The following is a 17,095-nucleotide window of genomic DNA, read 5'->3' on the forward strand; positions in this document are numbered from 1 at the left end:
AACTTAACCCTTCTGCGGAATTCGTTGTCGCGCTTATGCGTTGCACCGCAAGTTACCGACGGAAATTGGGTGAGCCGATGTCTGATATTGCCGTGCACCAGGCGCGATTCTTCGCCCGGTCGCTCGCCGGGCCGCCGGCCGCGGCTGTGGGCGGCGCGTTGCGCCGCACCACCGCCCTGGGCGCTTGTCTTCGGCTCGAAAGTCGGCTCGCCACCGTGTCGACCTTCCGGGTCCTCCGATGACCGACCTCCATCTTGCGGTGGCACTGGACGGCTACGGCTGGCACCCTCACGCGTGGCGATACGCCTTCGCGCGCAACGCGACCCAAGGCGGGCAGCTCGGTGGTCGATACTGGGCGGCGCTGGCCAGGGAAGCCGAGCGCGGCTTGCTGGATTTCCTGACCATCGACGACAGCATGGGCGCCCAGCCGGGCCGGCGGGCCGAGATCTCGCCGCGCCGGCTGGCGGGCCGCGCCGACGCGGTTCTGGTGGCCGCGCGCATCGCGCCGGCCACCGAGCACATCGGCCTGATTCCGGTCGCGACGGTCACCCATACCGAACCATTTCACGTCTCGAAATCCATTGCAACGCTTGACTATGTCTCGCACGGCCGGGCCGGCTGGCAGGCGCGTGTGAGCGCCACCGCGCACGAGGCGGCCCTGTTCGGGCGCCGCCCCGTCCTGGGCGTCGACGAGTTGTTCGACGAAGCCGCGGACGCCGTAGCGGTGGTTCGGCTGCTCTGGGACAGCTGGGAGGACGACGCGATCATCCGCGATGTGTCCACCGGGCGCTACGTCGACCGCGACAAGCTGCACTACATCGACTTCGCCGGCAAGTACTTCTCGGTCAAGGGCCCGTCGATCACCCCGCGGCCGCCCCAAGGGCAGCCGGTGGTCGCGGCGCTGGCGCACGCGCCGCGCATATACGAGTTCGCCGCCGGCAGCGCCGACGTCGTGTTCGTCACCCCGCACGACGAGGCGTCGCTGCGGGCGATCCTGGGAGAGGTCGCCGAGGCGCGGCGCGCCACCGGCCGCGACCTGAAGGTGTACGCGGACGTGGTCGTCTCGCTCGCCCAAGATCAACTGGCACCGGCGGCGGAGATCTCCTCCGACGCGCACGTATTCGTGGGCAGCGCGAGCGCGCTGGCCGAACTCGCGCTGGCCTGGCACGACGCGGGGGCGGACGGGGTGCGGCTGCGGCCCGCGGTCAACGCGATCGACCTGCCCGCAATCGTGGACGACCTGGTGCCGCTGCTGCAGCGCGCCGGCCGGTTCCGCACCGGCTACCGCGGGGGCGAGACGCTGCGCGCGCGGCTCGGACTGGCTCCCGCGGACAATCGCCTGGCGGTGTCGTCGTGAGCATCACTCCCCTGTCGATCCTCGACCTCGCGCCCGTCAGCGCCGGTTGTGACGCCACGACCGCGCTGCGCGACACGATCGACCTCGCCCAGCACGCCGAGCGATGGGGCTACAAGCGCTACTGGCTGGCGGAACACCATTTCGTCGCCGTGGCCAGCTCGCAGCCCGCGGTGCTCATCGGTCAGATCGCCGCGGCCACCGACCACATCCGCGTCGGGTCGGCCGCCGTGCAGATCGGCCACACGACCGCGATCGCGGTGGTGGAGAGCTTCGGCATCCTCGACGCCCTGCACCCGGGCCGCATCGACATGGGCCTGGGCCGATCCGGGCAGCGCCGCAACGAGGCCGCCACGTCACAGCCCAAGCCGCCGGTCAAGCCGCAGCCTTGTCGCGACGTGGACGGCCTCGTCATCCCACCCCCCTTCGACCCGACGCTGCTGATGCGAAGCGGCCGGATCCGCGCGCAGGCGGCCGCACTCGCCCAACCCGGGGCGGTGCCCGACGATTTCGCCCGGCAAGTCGCCGACATCGAGGCGCTGCTCGACGGCACGTACACCGTCGACGGCCACGAGCTGCACGCCGTCCCGGGCGAGCATGCCGGCCTGACGCCGTGGATCTTCGGCAGCACCAGGGGACAAAGCGCGGAGGTGGCCGGTGCCCGCGGGCTCCCGTTCGTCGCGAGCTACCACATCACTCCGGGCACCGCGCTCGACGCGATCGCCGCCTACCGCGAGGCGTTTCGGCCGTCGGCCCGCCTGCAACGGCCTTACGTGGTGGTCTCGGCCGACGTCGTCGTCGCCGCGGACAGCGCCACCGCCCGCCACCTCGCCTCCGGCTACGGCCGCTGGGTGTATTCGATCCGCAGCGGCGACGGCGCCGTCCCCTACCCGGACCCCGACCTCTGCGAGCCCCTGACAGAGGACCAGCTGGCGCTCGTAAGCGACCGGATCGCAACGCAATTCGTCGGTGACGCCGACGACGTCGCCGAGCGCCTCGACGTGCTGCGCCGCGTGACCGAGGCCGACGAACTGGTCATTACCTCGGTGACGCATCGGCACGCCGACCGGCTGCGCTCTCACGAATTGCTCGCGAAACGATGGGGACTGACCAGATGAGCCTTCGACGCGAAAACCCGCGCAAGCACGTGATCCTCGGAGCCCACTTCCCCGGGGTGAACAACACGACGGTGTGGTCGGATCCGAGCGCGGGCAGCCAGATCGAGTTCGAATCGTTTGTGCACCTTGCCCAGACGGCCGAGCGCGGCCTGTTCGACTTCTTCTTCCTGGCCGAGGGCCTGCGGCTGCGCGAGCATCGCGGCAAGATCCACGACCTGGACGTGGTCGGCAGGCCCGACACGTTCACGGTGCTGGCCGCGCTCGCCGCGGTCACCGAGCGGCTGGGCCTGGCCGGCACCATCAACACGACGTTCAACGAACCCTACGAAGTGGCAAGGCAATTCGCGAGCCTCGATCACCTCTCCGACGGACGGGCGGCCTGGAACATGGTCACCTCCTCCGACGCGTTCACCGGGGAGAACTTCCGCCGCGGCGGGTTCCTCGACCACGCCGACCGGTACACGAGGGCGGAGGAATTCCTCACCGTCGCGCGGCGGTTCTGGGACAGCTGGGCGCCCGACGCCGTCGTTGCCGACGTGAGGACGGGCAATTACGTCGACCCGTCGCGGATCCAGGTCGTCGAGCACCACGGCGGCCAGTTCGACGTCCGCGGCATCGCGTCGCTGCCCGCCGGGCCGCAGGGCCACCCTGTGCTGCTGCAGGCCGGCGACTCCAGCGACGGCCGCGACTTCGGCGCCAGGCACGCGGACGCCCTGTTCACGCTGCACGGATCGCTCGAGGCGGGCCAGCGCTATTACGCCGACGTGAAGGCCCGCGCCGCCGCGTATGGGCGAGATCCCGACCAACTCAAGGTGCTCCCCGGCGCGACGTTCGCGCTGGGCGACACGCCCGAGGAGGCGCTGGACAACGCCCGCCACATCCGCGAACAGCAGGTCAGCGGGCCCACGGCGATCGCATTCCTCGAACAGGTGTGGGGCGCAGACCTGTCGGCCTACGATCCCGACGGGCCGCTGCCGGACGTCGATCCCGTCGAGAACCCGGACATCACGCGGGGGCGTGTCCGGCACGGCGACCCGAGGGCCGTCGCCGAAACTTGGCGGGCCCGCGCGCAAGCCGAGAACCTGTCGATCCGCGAGCTGATCATCGAGGTGACGAGCCGTCAGCAGTTCGTGGGGACCCCGGCGCACGTCGCCGAGGAGATCGACCGTTACGTGCAGTCGGACGCCTGCGACGGCTTCATCCTGGTGCCGCACCTCACACCGCACGGCCTCGACGAGTTCGTCGGCAAGGTGGTGCCGCTGCTGCAGGAGCGCGGCGCCTTCCGCACCGAATATCGCGGGCACACCCTGCGCGAGCACCTGGGCCTGGCACCCGTGCCCGGGTGGGACGAACGCCACCGCGATGCCGCGGCCATCGGGTAGGGACCCTGCGACGTCAAACTCTCTTCAAGCTGCGTTCATGTGGATCGCGCTAACGTGAAGTGACCGGACAAGCCATCCCCACACGGAGGTTCACGATGAGCGATCCCCACGCGCCGAAGATCCCGGCGGCGCTGTCGTCGCCGAGTCTGAACCGTGGGGTCGGCTTCACGCACGAGCAGCGGCGGCAGCTGGGGCTGACCGGCCGGCTGCCGTCGGCGGTGCTCACCCTCGACGAACAGGCCGACCGCGTGTGGCGCCAATTGCAGAGCCTGGCAACCGATCTGGGCCGCAACCTACTCCTGGAGCAGCTGCACTACCGCCACGAGCTGCTGTATTACAAGGTGCTGGAAGACCACCTCCCCGAGCTGATGCCGGTCGTCTACACCCCCACCGTCGGGGAGGCCATCCAGCGGTTCTCCGACGAATACCGCGGCCAGCGGGGACTGTTCCTCAGCATCGACGAGCCCGACGAGATCGAGGACGCGTTCGCGACGTTCGGGCTGGCGCCCGACGACGTGGACCTGATCGTGTGCACCGACGCCGAGGCGATCCTGGGCATCGGCGACTGGGGCGTCGGTGGAATCCAGATCGCCGTGGGCAAGCTGGCGCTCTACACCGCGGGCGGCGGCATCGACCCGCGCCGCTGCATCGCGGTGTCGCTCGATGTCGGAACCGACAACGAACAGCTGCTGCAGGACCCGTTCTATCTGGGCAACCGCCATGCCCGGCGCCGCGGCGCCGACTACGACGAGTTCGTGGACCGCTACATCGAGACGGCGCACCGGCTGTTCCCGCGCGCGATCCTGCATTTCGAGGACTTCGGGCCGCTCAACGCGCGGAAGATCCTGCAGACCTACGGCGACCGCTACTGCGTGTTCAACGATGACATCCAGGGCACCGGCGCGGTGGTGGTCGCGGCGGTGTACGGCGGATGCCACGTGACCGGAGTCCCCCTGCGCGAGCAGACGACGGTCGTGTTCGGGGCCGGGACCGCCGGCATCGGGGTGGCAGATCAGATCCGTGACGCGATGGTCGCCGACGGCGCCAGCTACGAACAGGCCACGTCGCAGATTTGGCCGATCGACAAGCAGGGTCTGCTCTTCGACGACATGGACGACCTGCGCGACTTCCAGGTGCCGTATGCCAAGAACCGCCAGAAACTGGGCGTCGCCGCCGACCAGCGGGTCGGCCTGGTCGACACGATCAAGCTGGCCTCGCCCACGATCCTGCTCGGCTGCTCCACGGTGTTCGGGGCATTCACCGAGAAGGTGATCGAGGCGATGACGGCGTCGTGCGAGCGGCCGATGATCTTCCCGCTGTCCAATCCCACCTCGCGCATGGAGGCCATGCCGGGTGACGTGCTGGAGTGGTCGAAGGGGGCGGCGCTGCTCACCACCGGCACCCCCGTCGCGCCCATCGACTACGACGGCACCACCTATACCATCGGCCAGGCCAACAACGTGCTGGTGTTCCCCGGGATCGGGCTGGGCATCATCGTGGCCGGGGCCAGGCTGATGACCAAGGGGATGCTGCAGGCCGCCGCCAAAGCCGTTGTGCTGCAGGCCAGCCCGAAGAACCCCGGGGACTCCTTGCTGCCCGACGTGCAGAACCTGCAGGGCATCTCCACAGCGGTCGCCGAGGCCGTCTATCACGCCGCCGTCGACGACGGGGTGGCCACCAAGACCCACGACGACGTTCGGCAGGCAGTGCTCGACACCATGTGGCGGCCGGTGTACGACTAGGCTTCCGGCGCGCGGGGTGGCAGGTCGCGGGCCCATGTGTCTGAATGTCTGCCCCCCGTCACCCGCGAGGGATACAATCCCGTCGCATGCGCGTCGCGATCGTGGGTGGTGGGGCGGCGGGCGTGCTGGCCGCGGTACATCTCCGCCGCAGCAAGCCCGACGCACAGATCACGCTGATCGACGCTTCCGGTCGTCCCGGCACCGGTGCGGCGTACGGGACCAGCGACCCGAGCCACCTGTTGAACGTTCCCGCGCAGCGCATGTCCGCGTGGCCGGACGATCCCGACCATTTCTGCCGGTGGCTCGACGAACGGGCGGTCACGTCGGCGGAGAGCTTCGCACCGCGTCTCGCGTACGGCCGCTACCTGCAGGAACAGCTCGCGGGCGCCGACGTGCGGATCGAGACGGCCGAGGTCGTGAAATTGGTGCCGGGCCCGACTGTGCGCGCGGTGTTGAACGATGGACGTTCGTTGTCGGCCGACGCCGTCGTGCTCGCGACCGGGCGCCCGGAAGGCGGCATGCCCGACTCATTGGAACGTGCCTTCGCTCCGGTGTTGGCATCGGGCACCCATGGCAAGGTTGTGGTGGATCCATGGGCGCCCGGCGCACTCGCCGCCCTCGGAGCGAGGCGACCGTCGAACGTCTTGGTGGTCGGTTCGGGGCTCACCGGGGTTGATGTCGCACTGCATCTCATAGCGCGCGGCGCCACCGTCACATTGCTGTCCCGGCACGGCGAACTCCCGCGTCGATTCCGCGCTACCGGTGCGCCCGCACAGTTACCCAACATCGATGCACTCGGTCCCGAGGCTTCACTCGAGCAGTTGCGGACGGCGCTCGCCGCCGACCTGGCGTACGCCCGTCAATCGGGTTGTGACTGGCGGCAAGTGATCGACGCGGTGCGACCGCGGACGGCGCGGCTGTGGCGCGCGTTGGGATGGGAGGACCAGCGCCGATTCCTGCGGGAGGACCTACGGCAGTGGGAAGTTCGCCGCCACCGGATGCCGCCTACGATCGCGGACGCCGTCTATGCCGCGATCGACAACGGCCAACTGGTCGTCGAGGCGGGCGAGGTCGCCGATGTGTCGTTGCGCGGCAACGCCGTTGAGCTTGTGGTGACAACGGGCGAGCGATCGATCCGTCGACGCGGTGACGCGGTTGTCGTCGCGACCGGCACTACGTGGGATCGGCGGTCCTTACAACGCTCGCCGCTCTGGACGAACCTCCTGGCCACGGATATCGCGTCGATGCACCCGTCCGGCATAGGCGTACGACTCGATGCGGACGGCTACTTGATCGACGCGGCCGGGGCGACGGTCCCGGGCATCGTGTGTATCGGCTCAATCCGCCAGGGTGAGCTGTGGGAAACCACCGCGATTCCCGAGATCCGTGCCCAGGCGGCCGCCGTCGCGGAGCTCGTCGCCGACGACACGCTGGGCCGTCCCGTCTCGGCGCCCAGCCTCATCGTGGCCGCGCCGGAACTGCGTGGCGCGGCGGCGTCATACGCCGAGGGGGTGCGTCGTCTGCTGGCCGTCCAGGACGGCGCGTCCCTAGCCTTCGCTGCCGCGGTCGCAACAGATCCGCACCACGCGCGCGCGCACGTCGCGCTCGCGATGATCGCCACGGAGCGACCCGACCGTGCGGGCGGCCCCGACGCGGTCACCGGCCACCTTGCTCGGGCGCGCGCGGCGCTTGCGCATGGCAGCGACGAAGACAGAAGCCACGTCGAGGCCATCGCCACGTGGTGCGAAAAGGGAAACGCGGCAGGCACCGACGCGCTGATTGACCACTTGGAACGCGTACCCGACGACGCGGTCGCATTGCTTGTGCTCGCGCCGTCGATCGCGTTCGCGGGGGCCGGGGACGCGTTGCCGGACGCCTGGCGGTACGTCGAGCAATTCACCAGCGTGCACGGCGAGGCGCCCTGGTACCTCGGCTTGCGCGCCTACGGCCGAACGGAACAGGGCCTCTGGTACGACGCGGCCGACCTGGCTGACGCGGCGCTCGAGCTCGATCCGGGAAACGGCAACGCGGCGCATGCGCTGTCACACGTGCACTACGAGACCGACGCGCATGGGGCCGGGCTGAAATGGCTGGTGGACTGGATCGCCGGCGCCGGCAGCACTCAGCGGTACCTCCCGCACTTTCAGTGGCACGCCGCCCTGCACGAACTCGCCTTGGGAGACGCGGCCTCCGCTGCGCGTCGGTACGCCGCGTGTCTCGCACCGCCCCACTCGAAAGACGTGCGCTGTCTTGTCGACGCCGGTTCGCTCGCGTGGCGGGCGCGTCTGCATCCGGACTGGATCACCCCACCCGACCCGATGCAAGTGATCGCCGAGGTCGGCTCTCTGGCGTACGCGCCGCAAACGCCGTTCATCGCGTTCCACGCGCTACTCGTGCTGGCCGCTGCGAATGACCCGGCCGCGATCCGCGCGATCAACGTCCCGGGCGCAACCGACGAGCAGGCAACCACGCTGCGTCTCGTCGGTGAAGGTCTCATTGCCCTGACGGAGGGCCGGCCGCGACACGCGCTCGACTATCTCCTCGAATCGCTTGCCGGGCTTCCGTCCATCGGCGGGAGTCGTGTGCAACAAGAGGTGGTGCTCGAGTCGGCGTTGGCCGCGATGCTCCAGCTCGGTGCGCCGGGCCAAGCCGCGCGCCTCCTGTCGCGACATCGCGGGATGCGTGGCCCGCAAGTGACACGCGGCACCGTCAACTGATCGCTGCGGGCTAATTTTTGGGCGTTCCGGGCGGACCGCATCGTGTCGACGGCGGTCGAACGGTTCGGCCGGGTGGACTCGCCGATCAACAACGCTGATCAACAACGCCGGCGTCTTCATCTCCAAGCCGTTCACCGAATACACCGCGCAGGATTTCGAGTTCGCAACCGCGGTGAACGCGGCCGGGTTCTTCTACATCACGCAGCGCGCGATCGCCAGGATGCTGGCCCGGGGCGGCGGCGGCCACGTCGTCAACGTGACGACCACGCTCGTCGAGCGTGCCAGCTCCCAGATCCCCGCGGGACTGGCCGCCCTCACCAACGGCGGGCTCGCGGCGGTGACACGGTCCCTGGCCATCGAATGCGCAGGTGATGACATCCGCGTCAACGCCATCGCACCCGGAAAATCGCCACCCCGATGCACGCCGACGACACCTCGGCCGCGCTGGCCGCCATGCATCCGCTGGGCGGGAGGGGCACCATCGCCGGCATCGTGGAGGGAATCCGGTATCTGGAGGCGGCGACGTTCGTCACCGGGGAGACGCTGCACGTCGACGGCGGCCAGAGCGCCGGACGCTGAACAGTACTTGCTCCCCCGCCTGGACTCGAACCAGGAACCTATCGGTTAACAGCCGAACGCTCTGCCAATTGAGCTACAGGGGATGAACCCGATCGCGGGACGACTCTAGCGTACTGGCATATCCGAACCCAAGTAGGGACCAGGACCTTCCGCCCAGCTAGAGGCGGCGGGCGAGCGCACACCCCGCGGCGTGAGGCAGGATGGAGCCATCGAACGTCGGGAGGAACGCTTTGATCCGGTATGTCGTGGTGCTTGGACTGGGGTACGTGCTGGGCTCGAAGGCCGGGCGGCGCCGCTACGAGCAGATCGCCGGCACCTATCGGGCGCTGACCAGCAGTCCCGTGGCCAAGTCGATCCTCGAGGGGGGCCGCCGCAAGATCGCCAACCGCATCTCGCCCGACGCGGGGTTCGTGACGGTCGCCGAGATCGACGACCGGACGGCGGTCATGGACCGCAACGGGGAGCGGGCCGCCGAGCCGGCGCTCACGCCGTCAGATCGTCGCCGCTAGCCTGCTCGAGCAGGCTGCGCCGGTAGGCCTCCATGGCGACCAGGTCGCCGAACAGCGCGTGATACTCGTCGCCCTGCTCGATCGGCGACATCCGCTGCAGCTTTGACTTCACCTCGGCGATCTGCCGACCCATCCAGACCTCCTGCAGCCGGGCCAGGACGCCGCCGATGTAGCGCGGCAGCTTCTCGTCCTCGACGGCGACGGCCTCGACCCCGAGCTCGCTGATCAGGCCCGCCGTCAGGTCCGACCCGGCGCTCTGGCGGACCGCATCGATCCACTCCGCCCCGGTGACACCGGTCGACGTCCCGCCGGCCGCCTCGATGGCCACCCGGACCGCCGCGTAGCCGGGGTGCGTGAAGCTCTCGACGGTGAGCGTGTCGAACACCGGGCCGGCGAAGGCCGGGTACTGCAGCGCCGACTTGAGCGCCTCCCGCTGCGGCCACAGGGTCGGGTCGCGCGGGTCGGGGCGGGTGGCGGCGGCATTCGCCGGGGACCCGCCGCGGCGCTGTGGTGCGGGACGGCGGGATGCGGTGCCTCCCGCGCCGTTCCTCGCGGGGGCCTTGGCATGCTCCCGCGCCCTGTCGATGACCTGCGCGACGTCGTCCCAGCCGACCCAGCCGGCGAGCTGGCGCGCGTACTCGTCGCGCAGGGTGGGGTCCTTGATCTGCCCCACCATCGGGACGCAGCGGCGCAGCGCGGCGACCCGGCCCTCGGCGCTGTCCAGGTCGAGCTCGGCCAGCGCGGTGCGAATCGCGAACTCGAACAACGGGGTTCGCCGCGCCACCAGGTCGCGCAGCGCGCCGTCGCCCGACTTCAGCCGCAGGTCACAGGGGTCCATGCCGTCCGGAGCCACCGCGACGAACGACTGACCGGCCAGGTGCTGTTCGCCGCCGAACGCCTTGAGCGCGGCGGCGCGGCCGGCCGCGTCGCCGTCGAACACGTAGATCAGTTCGCCGCGGAAGAAGCTGTCGTCCATCATCAGCCGCCGCAGCATCGCCAGGTGCTCATCACCGAAGGCGGTGCCGCAGGACGCCACCGCGGTGGTGACCCCGGCCAGGTGCATCGCCATCACGTCGGTGTAGCCCTCGACGACGACGGCCTGGTGGCCTTTGGCGATGTCGCGCTTGGCCAGGTCGATGCCGAACAGCACCGACGACTTCTTGTACAGCAGGGTTTCGGGGGTGTTGATGTACTTGGCTTCCATCGGGTCGTCGTCGAACAGCCGCCGCGCCCCGAAACCGATCACCTCGCCGGCCGACGACCGGATCGGCCACAGCAGCCGCCGGTGGAACCGGTCCATGGGGCCGCGGCGGCCTTCGCGGGACAGGCCGGCGGCCTCCAGCTCCTTGAACTCGAAACCCTTGCGCTGCAGATGTTTTGTCAGGGAGTCCCAGCCCGACGGCGCGAACCCGCAGCCGAACTGGCGGGCGGCCTCGGCGTCGAAGTTGCGCTCGGTCAGGTAGTGGCGCGCCGGCGCCGCCTCGGCCGATTCCAGTGCCGCGGCATAGAACTCCGCCGCGGCCGCGTTGGCAGCGACGAGCCTGCTGCGGCTCCCGCGGTCGCGCTGCACGCTGGTGCCCGGGCCGGTGTAGCTGATGGTGTGGCCGACGCGGTCGGCGAGCAGCTCGACCGCCTCGACAAAGCTGACGTGCTCGATCTTCTGCAGGAACGCATAGACGTCGCCGCCTTCGCCGCAGCCGAAGCAATGGAAGTGCCCGTGGTTCGGGCGGACGTGAAACGACGGTGACTTCTCGTCGTGGAAGGGGCAGAGGCCCTTGAGCGAGTCTGCGCCGGCGCGTCGCAGCTGGACGTAGTCGCCGACCACTTCCTCGATGCGGACCTGCTCGCGGATGGCGGCGATGTCGCGATCGGGAATCCGGCCCCGGCCGCCAGAACGGCCGGCATCCCGTGCACCCGCCGGACTCGACATCGGCTCAGTCTAGATCGCGTCGAGCGGCTAGCCGGTGCCGATGACGCCGCACGCGACCCGTTCCATTGCGGCTTCGGTGTTTTCGGAGCCATGCAGCATCAACGCCGTCTTGCTGCCCGCCAGCAGCTCATCCCGGGTGAACGCGTCGGTGGTGGTGACCAGGTAAGCCGACCCGTCCTGGCGCACCTCGAGTGCGGTCAGGTCGCCGCTCTCCGGCATGCCGGTGTGACCGGGCGCCTGGTAGTGACCGCCGGCCGACAGGAAGTTGCCGGGCGGACCACCGTTGGGCGCGACCGAGTTGGGCTCGCACTTGCCGATCTGGTGAACGTGCAGGCCGTGGAAACCGGGTGCCAGGATCCCGGCGGCGACCGTCTTGACCGTGACGGTGACGTACCCGCCGGTGAAATCGAAGGTCGCCGTGGCGACGTCGCGGCCGTCGGGCGCCTTCAGCTGCGCGGACAGCGATCCGCCGGCGGGCGCCGGGCTCGAGGGTGCTTCCGACGACGCCGGCGTAGCGCTCTTCACCGAGGGCGTGGTGCCCGGCTGGGTGCTGGCGTGCTGCGGTGAGCTGCAGGCGGTCATGGCAACGACGGGAAGCCCCGCCGCGAGGGTGGCCATTCTTCCGAAGCCGCTGAAGTTCATCATGTCGGGCAGCCTATCCCGCGGCCCCGACGGCGCATTCACGATGTGATGATTTCGCGGCCGGCCGCCCGCTAGGCACCCGCCTCGCGGGTGTCGATGCGCTCCAGTCGGCCCTCGGTGTAGGAGGCGATCTGGTCGACGACGGCCCGCAGCCGGCCCCGATCGTCGGCCGCGGCGGTGAACGCCGCGGCAAAGACCGGGTCGAGCGTTCCGGGGGCGCCGGCGTACAGCGACTCCGCCACCCGGTGGATGCGGTCGCGCTGCCGGGCCTGGGTTTCCTTGTGCCGGGGATCGCTCATGATGAACTGCAGCGCCAGGATCTTCAGCAGGGCGACCTCGGCACGCACGAGATCCGGCACCTGTAGGTCGGAGCGGTACCGGACGAGCGGACCGGGGCCGGCCGACGCCCGCGTCGTCGCGATGGCGGCCGAGGCGAACCTGCCCACCAGTTCGCTGGTCAACCGCTTGAGGGCCACCGAGGCCGCCAGCGTGGCATCGTACTTGCCGACGGCGGCCACCACCGGCAATCCGGACAGCCGCCGGGCCGCCGCCATGAAGTCGTCGGCGCTCACCCGGGAGAATTCGCTCTCCCCCAGCTTGGCCAGCGCGGCGACCTCGTCGTCGTCGGCGAGCACCCGCAGGTCGATGCGCTGAGAGACCACGCCGTCCTCGACGTCGTGCACCGAATAGGCCACGTCGTCCGCCCAGTCCATCACCTGCGCCTCCAGGCAGACCCGCTCCGCGGGCGCGGCGCGGCGGACCCAGTCCGCCGGTTCGCGGTCCTCATCGTAGAAGCCGAACTTGACCCGCCCGCCGATTTTCCCGTTGTCCGGGGCCTGCCCGCGGGTCCACGGGTACTTGGTGACCGCGTCCAACGCCGCGCGCGTCAGGTTCAGCCCCACGCTATTGCCCTGGGCATCAAGCACTTTGGGCTCGAGGCTGGTCAGTATCCGGAAGTTCTGCGCGTTGCCCTCGAAGCCGCCGTGCATGGCCGCGACCTCGTCGAGCGCGCGTTCGCCGTTGTGCCCGTAGGGCGGGTGCCCGATGTCGTGAGCCAGGCCCGCCAACTCGACCAGGTCGAGGTCACAGCCCAGCCCGCCCGCCATGCCGCGCCCGATCTGGGCCACTTCCAGGGAGTGCGTCAAGCGGGTGCGGGGGGTGTCACCCTCCCGTGGCCCGACGACCTGCGTCTTGTCGGCCAGCCGGCGCAGCGCCGCGCTGTGCAGAACGCGAGCACGGTCGCGCGCGAAGTCCGTGCGGTGCTGACCATCCGTACCGGGCAGGCCCGCAGTCTTCGGCGCTTCGACCACTCGTCGTTCACGGTCGAAGTCGTCGTAAGGGTCCTGCGGATTCGTACTCACCGACGCACAGTCTGCCAGGGAACCGCGGCGGGGTTCGGCTTGTCCTGACGCCGCAGAACGGCGCGCCAGGACGGGTCTAAATTGGCCTCATGCGCACTGCCCGCCTGCTCGGCGCGATCCTGACGGTCCTCAGCGTGGCGTTGCTGGTGGCGCCTAGCGCGGGGGCCGAGCCGCCACTCCGGCTGTCGGACTACGTCACCGACAATGTGGGGGCGCTGTCGGACTCCGGCCGCGCAGCGGTCACCTCGGCGGTCGACAAGCTGTACTCCGACCGCCACGTCCGCCTGTGGGTGGTCTACGTCGACGACTTCTCCGGGGACAACCCTACCGGCTGGGGCATGCGCACCCGGGCGATGAGCGACCTGGGTGACTACGACGCGCTGCTGGCTGTGGCCACGACCGCTCGCGCCTATGCCTTCCTGGTGCCGTCCGCCGTCAAGAGCGTCAACGCCACGCAGGTGGATGATCTGCGGCGCAACAAGATCGAGCCGGCGCTGCACAACAACGACTGGAGCGGCGCGGCCGTCGCGGCGGCCAAGGGCCTCGACCCCTCGGCCCATTCCTCGGCCCCCCTGGTCCTGCTGGCCGCGCTCGGCGTCATCGGCGTCGCCGTGGTGCTCCTGCTCGTCGTCATGCGCTACCGTCGGCGGCGGCGCCGCGCCGCCGAGCTGGCCGCGGCCCGGCGGGTCGATCCCACCGATGCCACCGCGCTGGCCGCGGTGCCGCTGGAGGCGCTCGAGGACCTGTCCCGTTCGATGGTGGTCGAGGTCGACAATGCGGTGCGTACCAGCGCGAACGAACTGGACCTGGCGGTCGACGAGTTCGGCGCGGAGCGGACGCAACCTTTCACCCAGGCCGTCGACAACGCCAAAGCTGCGCTGTCGCAAGCGTTCACGGTGCGCCAGCAGCTCGACGACGAGACCCCCGAGACACCGGCGCAGCGCCGCGAGCTACTCACCCGGGTGGTGGTGTCCGCCGCGCGCGCCGACCGCGAACTCCACGCGCAGACCGAGGCGTTCGAGCAGCTGCGCGACCTCGTGATCAACGCCGCGTCGCGGCTCGACGGGCTGACGCAGCAGTACGTGGAGCTGACCGCGCGCGTCGACCCCGCAACGCAGCGGCTGATCGAGCTGCACAACCAATTCGATTCTGCCGCAATGACTTCGGTCTCGGGTAACGTCACCGCCGCGAAGGAGCGGCTGGCCTTCGCCGACCGCAACATCGCCGCCGCCCGGGAGCTGGCCGGCCAGGCGGTGAGCGGCCGGCAGAGCGCGCTGGTGGACGCGGTGCGCGCCGCCGAATCGGCGCTGGGACAGGCGCGTGCGCTGTTCGACGCGGTCGACAACGCGGCCGCCGACATCCGGCACGCGGTCGACGCGCTGCCGGCGGTGATGGCGGACGTCGAGGCGGGCATCGCCCGAACGAACGAACTGCTGCAGAAAGCCGCGAGCACCAAGTCGGCGCGCGGGGGCGAGCTGGCCGCGGCCCGCGACGCGGCGACGCAGGCGCTGAATGCCGCGCGCGCCAACGGGTCCACCGATCCGCTGGGCGCGTTCGGCCAACTGACCCGGGCCGACGCCGACCTCAACCGGATCCTGGCCGTACTCGCCGAGGAGCAGGCCAGCGCCGAGCGGCTGCGCCGGTCCTACGAGCAGGCCCTGTTCACCGCGGAGTCGCGGGTGCGCGCGGTGTCCGACTACATCGACACCCGTCGCGGCAGCATCGGCCCGGAAGCCCGCACCAGGCTCGCCGAGGCCAGCCGGCACCTTCAGGCGGCGAGGGACCAGGGGGCGACGAACGTCAGCGAGGCGATCTCTCACGCCAACGCGGCGTCGACGCTGGCGGCCCAGGCCCAGTCCCTCGCCAATGCCGACGTGCAGTCGGCCCAGCAGGCCTTCGCTGGTCGCGGGGGCAGCGACATGGGGGCGATGCTCGGCGGCATCATCATCGGCGACCTGCTCAGCGGCGGCATGCGGGGCGGTTTCGGCGGCTGGAGCCCGACGTCCTTCGGGGGTTCATCGGGAGGATCCGGCGGCGGGATGATGGGCGGCGGCGGCCGCTTCTGAGTTTTCTCAGTCTTCTCGTGGTTCGCGAGGGTGCGTGCTCGGCGGCGTGTCGCTGTGCTGACACGCACGCTGACGGGATGAGCAAAAACGCCGGGGCCGCACACCGATCGGTGTGCGGCCCCGGGTTCGAGAAAGCGGTGCGTCAGGCCCAGCTGGACCCGACGGCGCTGTCGGTGCTCGCCATGTTGCTGCCGGCGGTCTGCACCTTCTGGCCGTGGGAGTTGGCCTGCTCGTAAATCACCTGGAAGTTACGACCCAACTGGGTGATGAACTCCTGGCAGGCGACCGAACCGGCGCCGCCCCAGAAGTCACCGGCGGCCAGCACATCGCGAACGATGGCCTGGTGCTCGGCCTCCAGCGAGGCGGCCTGCGCGCGGATCAGGGCGCCGTGGGAGTCCACATCGCCGAACTGGTAGTTAATGGTCATGTCTAGCTCCTTTTCAAGTAGTGGACGGTAGCCGGTACTAGCTGCCGAGGATCTGCTGCGAAGCCTGCTCTTGCTGCTCGTAGTTGTTCGCGTCGCGGACCAAGCCGTCGCGAACCCCGTGCAGCATGTTCACGATGTTGCGGAAGGCCTGGTTGACCTGGCCCATGGTGTCGTAGGAGGTCGCCTGGGCCTGGCCGCTCCAGCCGGCACCGGCGATGTTCATCGACGACGCCCACATCTTGCGGGCCTCGTCCTCAACGGTCTGCGCGTGGGTCTCGAAACGACCCGCCATCGCCCGCATCGCGTGCGGGTCAGTCATAAAGCGTGTTGCCATGGTGGCTGTCTCCTTTTGGATTGATTACTTGGACTTGTACAGATGGACGTCGTGATTGCCGGCGCGGGGGACTTAACCCGCCGCTGGAGAGTGGGGAACGATGCGGCTCGTCCGGGGCAAGTCGAAGCGGGGCTCGGGTTCGGGTTCCCAGCCGCCCCATTCGGCCTGCTCGGCCCACTCGTCGAAAGCCTCTTCGGGCTCGTTGGTTATCAACCCCGGGACCGGTTCGGCCGCAGAGTCGGCCTCCACGCCGTCTTCCGGCGCCCAATGGTCATAGTCGTCCGGCGGTACCACCACGCCCCACTTGAGCGGGACGGACAATCCGCCGAGCATTCCCGACTCACCGCGGGCCGCCGCTACCGAATCGTCTGGCAGCGGCGAACCGAGAGGGAGTAACACCTTAGCCCCCTTCCACACCCGATTTCATCCCGGACCCGGCGGCGACTCAGTCGCCACCGAGCACTATCGAATCGTAAGTTAACTCCGAAGACCTTATCTGGGAATTCCCGATTTTCGCTTTGTCCGGTACGAACCACCTCGAGCACGACTGGCGCGAGCGGCGGTCGATACGGGCAAAAGCGCGAAGGCGCGGGTAGCACCGGAATCCTCCAGGTGTTACCCGCGCCCCTCGAGCGGTCGATCAGGCCCAGCTGGACCCGACGGCGCTGTCGGTGCTCGCCATGTTGCTGCCGGCGGTCTGCACCTTCTGGCCGTGGGAGTTGGCCTGCTCGTAAATCACCTGGAAGTTACGACCCAACTGGGTGATGAACTCCTGGCACGCCACCGAACCGGCGCCACCCCAGAAGTCACCGGCGGCCAGCACATCGCGAACGATGGCCTGGTGCTCGGCCTCCAACGACGCCGCCTGGGCCCGGATCAGGGCACCGTGGGAGTCAACGTCACCGAACTGGTAATTGATCGTCATCGTCATATC

Annotated in this window: 16 protein-coding genes, 1 tRNA gene and 1 pseudogene; 10 read left to right on the forward strand and 8 right to left on the reverse strand. The window is 69.7% G+C overall.

Annotated features, from left to right (window positions below):
- Window positions 1–77 precede the first annotated feature (77 nt).
- From G6N56_RS07355 to G6N56_RS28930, 8 genes and pseudogenes are all read left to right on the forward strand, one after another.
- Window positions 78–242: a hypothetical protein gene (locus tag G6N56_RS07355; protein WP_158090777.1), complete on the forward strand. Its 165-nt coding sequence runs from the start codon at window positions 78–80 to the stop codon at window positions 240–242.
- On the forward strand, window positions 239–1,357 hold the full coding sequence (locus G6N56_RS07360; RefSeq protein ID WP_085258823.1) for an LLM class flavin-dependent oxidoreductase: 1,119 nt from the start codon (window positions 239–241) through the stop codon (window positions 1,355–1,357). Before G6N56_RS07355 ends, G6N56_RS07360 begins: the two co-directional genes overlap by 4 nt.
- Entirely contained in the window at window positions 1,354–2,472 is a 1,119-nt protein-coding gene (locus G6N56_RS07365) for an LLM class flavin-dependent oxidoreductase (RefSeq protein WP_085258824.1), read from the forward strand. Before G6N56_RS07360 ends, G6N56_RS07365 begins: the two co-directional genes overlap by 4 nt.
- Window positions 2,454–3,854 (forward strand): NtaA/DmoA family FMN-dependent monooxygenase, encoded by a 1,401-nt coding sequence (locus tag G6N56_RS07370; RefSeq protein WP_408632670.1) that lies wholly within the window; start codon window positions 2,454–2,456, stop codon window positions 3,852–3,854. The genes G6N56_RS07365 and G6N56_RS07370 overlap by 19 nt, the downstream gene beginning before the upstream one ends.
- Before the next feature lie 95 nt (window positions 3,855–3,949).
- Window positions 3,950–5,596: an NAD-dependent malic enzyme gene (locus G6N56_RS07375; RefSeq protein ID WP_085258826.1), complete on the forward strand. Its 1,647-nt coding sequence runs from the start codon at window positions 3,950–3,952 to the stop codon at window positions 5,594–5,596.
- Window positions 5,597–5,640: 44 nt separating this feature from the next.
- Entirely contained in the window at window positions 5,641–8,313 is a 2,673-nt protein-coding gene (locus G6N56_RS07380) for an FAD/NAD(P)-binding protein (RefSeq protein ID WP_085258827.1), read from the forward strand.
- A gap of 118 nt (window positions 8,314–8,431) precedes the next feature.
- Window positions 8,432–8,656, forward strand: a pseudogene (locus G6N56_RS28925) (SDR family oxidoreductase); the annotation flags it as partial.
- A gap of 74 nt (window positions 8,657–8,730) precedes the next feature.
- Window positions 8,731–8,892 (forward strand): SDR family oxidoreductase, encoded by a 162-nt coding sequence (locus G6N56_RS28930; RefSeq protein WP_232069243.1) that lies wholly within the window; start codon window positions 8,731–8,733, stop codon window positions 8,890–8,892.
- 10 nt (window positions 8,893–8,902) lie between these two features.
- Here the strand turns inward: G6N56_RS28930 and G6N56_RS07390 are convergent.
- Window positions 8,903–8,975 (reverse strand) — tRNA-Asn (locus G6N56_RS07390).
- Window positions 8,976–9,122: 147 nt separating this feature from the next.
- On the opposite strand from G6N56_RS07390, the gene G6N56_RS07395 reads away from it, so the two are divergent.
- Window positions 9,123–9,401, forward strand: a complete 279-nt coding sequence (locus tag G6N56_RS07395) for a hypothetical protein (RefSeq protein WP_085258828.1) — start codon at window positions 9,123–9,125, stop codon at window positions 9,399–9,401.
- On the opposite strand, the gene dnaG is transcribed toward G6N56_RS07395, so the two are convergent.
- The 3 genes from dnaG to G6N56_RS07410 form a co-directional block, all read right to left on the reverse strand.
- The gene (dnaG, locus tag G6N56_RS07400) at window positions 9,376–11,331 is read right to left on the reverse strand and encodes a DNA primase (protein WP_085258829.1); all 1,956 of its coding nucleotides are present in this window, start codon (window positions 11,329–11,331) and stop codon (window positions 9,376–9,378) included. The two genes, G6N56_RS07395 and dnaG, sit on opposite strands and share 26 nt — an antisense overlap.
- A gap of 27 nt (window positions 11,332–11,358) precedes the next feature.
- Window positions 11,359–11,976 (reverse strand): superoxide dismutase[Cu-Zn], encoded by a 618-nt coding sequence (sodC, locus tag G6N56_RS07405; protein WP_142280887.1) that lies wholly within the window; start codon window positions 11,974–11,976, stop codon window positions 11,359–11,361.
- A gap of 68 nt (window positions 11,977–12,044) precedes the next feature.
- Window positions 12,045–13,334 (reverse strand): deoxyguanosinetriphosphate triphosphohydrolase, encoded by a 1,290-nt coding sequence (locus G6N56_RS07410; protein ID WP_085258831.1) that lies wholly within the window; start codon window positions 13,332–13,334, stop codon window positions 12,045–12,047.
- An 89-nt stretch (window positions 13,335–13,423) separates the two neighbouring features.
- Between G6N56_RS07410 and G6N56_RS07415 the strand changes: the two genes are divergently transcribed.
- A complete protein-coding gene (locus G6N56_RS07415; protein WP_085258832.1) occupies window positions 13,424–15,400 on the forward strand; it encodes a TPM domain-containing protein in 1,977 nt (658 codons plus the stop codon).
- Between the two features lie 142 nt (window positions 15,401–15,542).
- Here the strand turns inward: G6N56_RS07415 and G6N56_RS07420 are convergent, their stop codons facing one another.
- From G6N56_RS07420 to G6N56_RS07435, 4 genes are all read right to left on the reverse strand, one after another.
- Window positions 15,543–15,827: a WXG100 family type VII secretion target gene (locus tag G6N56_RS07420; RefSeq protein WP_085254792.1), complete on the reverse strand. Its 285-nt coding sequence runs from the start codon at window positions 15,825–15,827 to the stop codon at window positions 15,543–15,545.
- Window positions 15,828–15,864: 37 nt separating this feature from the next.
- A complete protein-coding gene (locus tag G6N56_RS07425; RefSeq protein WP_163645094.1) occupies window positions 15,865–16,161 on the reverse strand; it encodes a WXG100 family type VII secretion target in 297 nt (98 codons plus the stop codon).
- A 72-nt stretch (window positions 16,162–16,233) separates the two neighbouring features.
- Window positions 16,234–16,494: a hypothetical protein gene (locus G6N56_RS07430; protein WP_085254722.1), complete on the reverse strand. Its 261-nt coding sequence runs from the start codon at window positions 16,492–16,494 to the stop codon at window positions 16,234–16,236.
- Between the two features lie 307 nt (window positions 16,495–16,801).
- A complete protein-coding gene (locus tag G6N56_RS07435) occupies window positions 16,802–17,086 on the reverse strand; it encodes a WXG100 family type VII secretion target (RefSeq protein ID WP_085254792.1) in 285 nt (94 codons plus the stop codon).
- Window positions 17,087–17,095 lie beyond the last annotated feature (9 nt).

Origin of the sequence: Mycobacterium saskatchewanense (assembly GCF_010729105.1) — a bacterium.
Lineage (GTDB): Bacteria > Actinomycetota > Actinomycetes > Mycobacteriales > Mycobacteriaceae > Mycobacterium > Mycobacterium saskatchewanense.

What these genes read in the sequence shown, in the direction of transcription:
- G6N56_RS07380 (WP_085258827.1), top strand. Translation starts at nt 5,641, where the DNA reads ATGTCTGCCCCCCGTCACCCGCGAGGGATACAATCCCGTCGCATGCGC.
- sodC (WP_142280887.1), bottom strand. Translation starts at nt 11,976, where the DNA reads ATGATGAACTTCAGCGGCTTCGGAAGAATGGCCACCCTCGCGGCGGGG.
- G6N56_RS07430 (WP_085254722.1), bottom strand. Translation starts at nt 16,494, where the DNA reads ATGCTCGGCGGATTGTCCGTCCCGCTCAAGTGGGGCGTGGTGGTACCG.
- G6N56_RS07370 (WP_408632670.1), top strand. Translation starts at nt 2,454, where the DNA reads ATGGGGACTGACCAGATGAGCCTTCGACGCGAAAACCCGCGCAAGCAC.
- G6N56_RS28930 (WP_232069243.1), top strand. Translation starts at nt 8,731, where the DNA reads ATGCACGCCGACGACACCTCGGCCGCGCTGGCCGCCATGCATCCGCTG.
- G6N56_RS07355 (WP_158090777.1), top strand. Translation starts at nt 78, where the DNA reads ATGTCTGATATTGCCGTGCACCAGGCGCGATTCTTCGCCCGGTCGCTC.
- G6N56_RS07425 (WP_163645094.1), bottom strand. Translation starts at nt 16,161, where the DNA reads ATGGCAACACGCTTTATGACTGACCCGCACGCGATGCGGGCGATGGCG.
- dnaG (WP_085258829.1), bottom strand. Translation starts at nt 11,331, where the DNA reads ATGTCGAGTCCGGCGGGTGCACGGGATGCCGGCCGTTCTGGCGGCCGG.
- G6N56_RS07415 (WP_085258832.1), top strand. Translation starts at nt 13,424, where the DNA reads ATGCGCACTGCCCGCCTGCTCGGCGCGATCCTGACGGTCCTCAGCGTG.
- G6N56_RS07435 (WP_085254792.1), bottom strand. Translation starts at nt 17,086, where the DNA reads ATGACGATCAATTACCAGTTCGGTGACGTTGACTCCCACGGTGCCCTG.
- G6N56_RS07360 (WP_085258823.1), top strand. Translation starts at nt 239, where the DNA reads ATGACCGACCTCCATCTTGCGGTGGCACTGGACGGCTACGGCTGGCAC.
- G6N56_RS07420 (WP_085254792.1), bottom strand. Translation starts at nt 15,827, where the DNA reads ATGACCATTAACTACCAGTTCGGCGATGTGGACTCCCACGGCGCCCTG.
- G6N56_RS07375 (WP_085258826.1), top strand. Translation starts at nt 3,950, where the DNA reads ATGAGCGATCCCCACGCGCCGAAGATCCCGGCGGCGCTGTCGTCGCCG.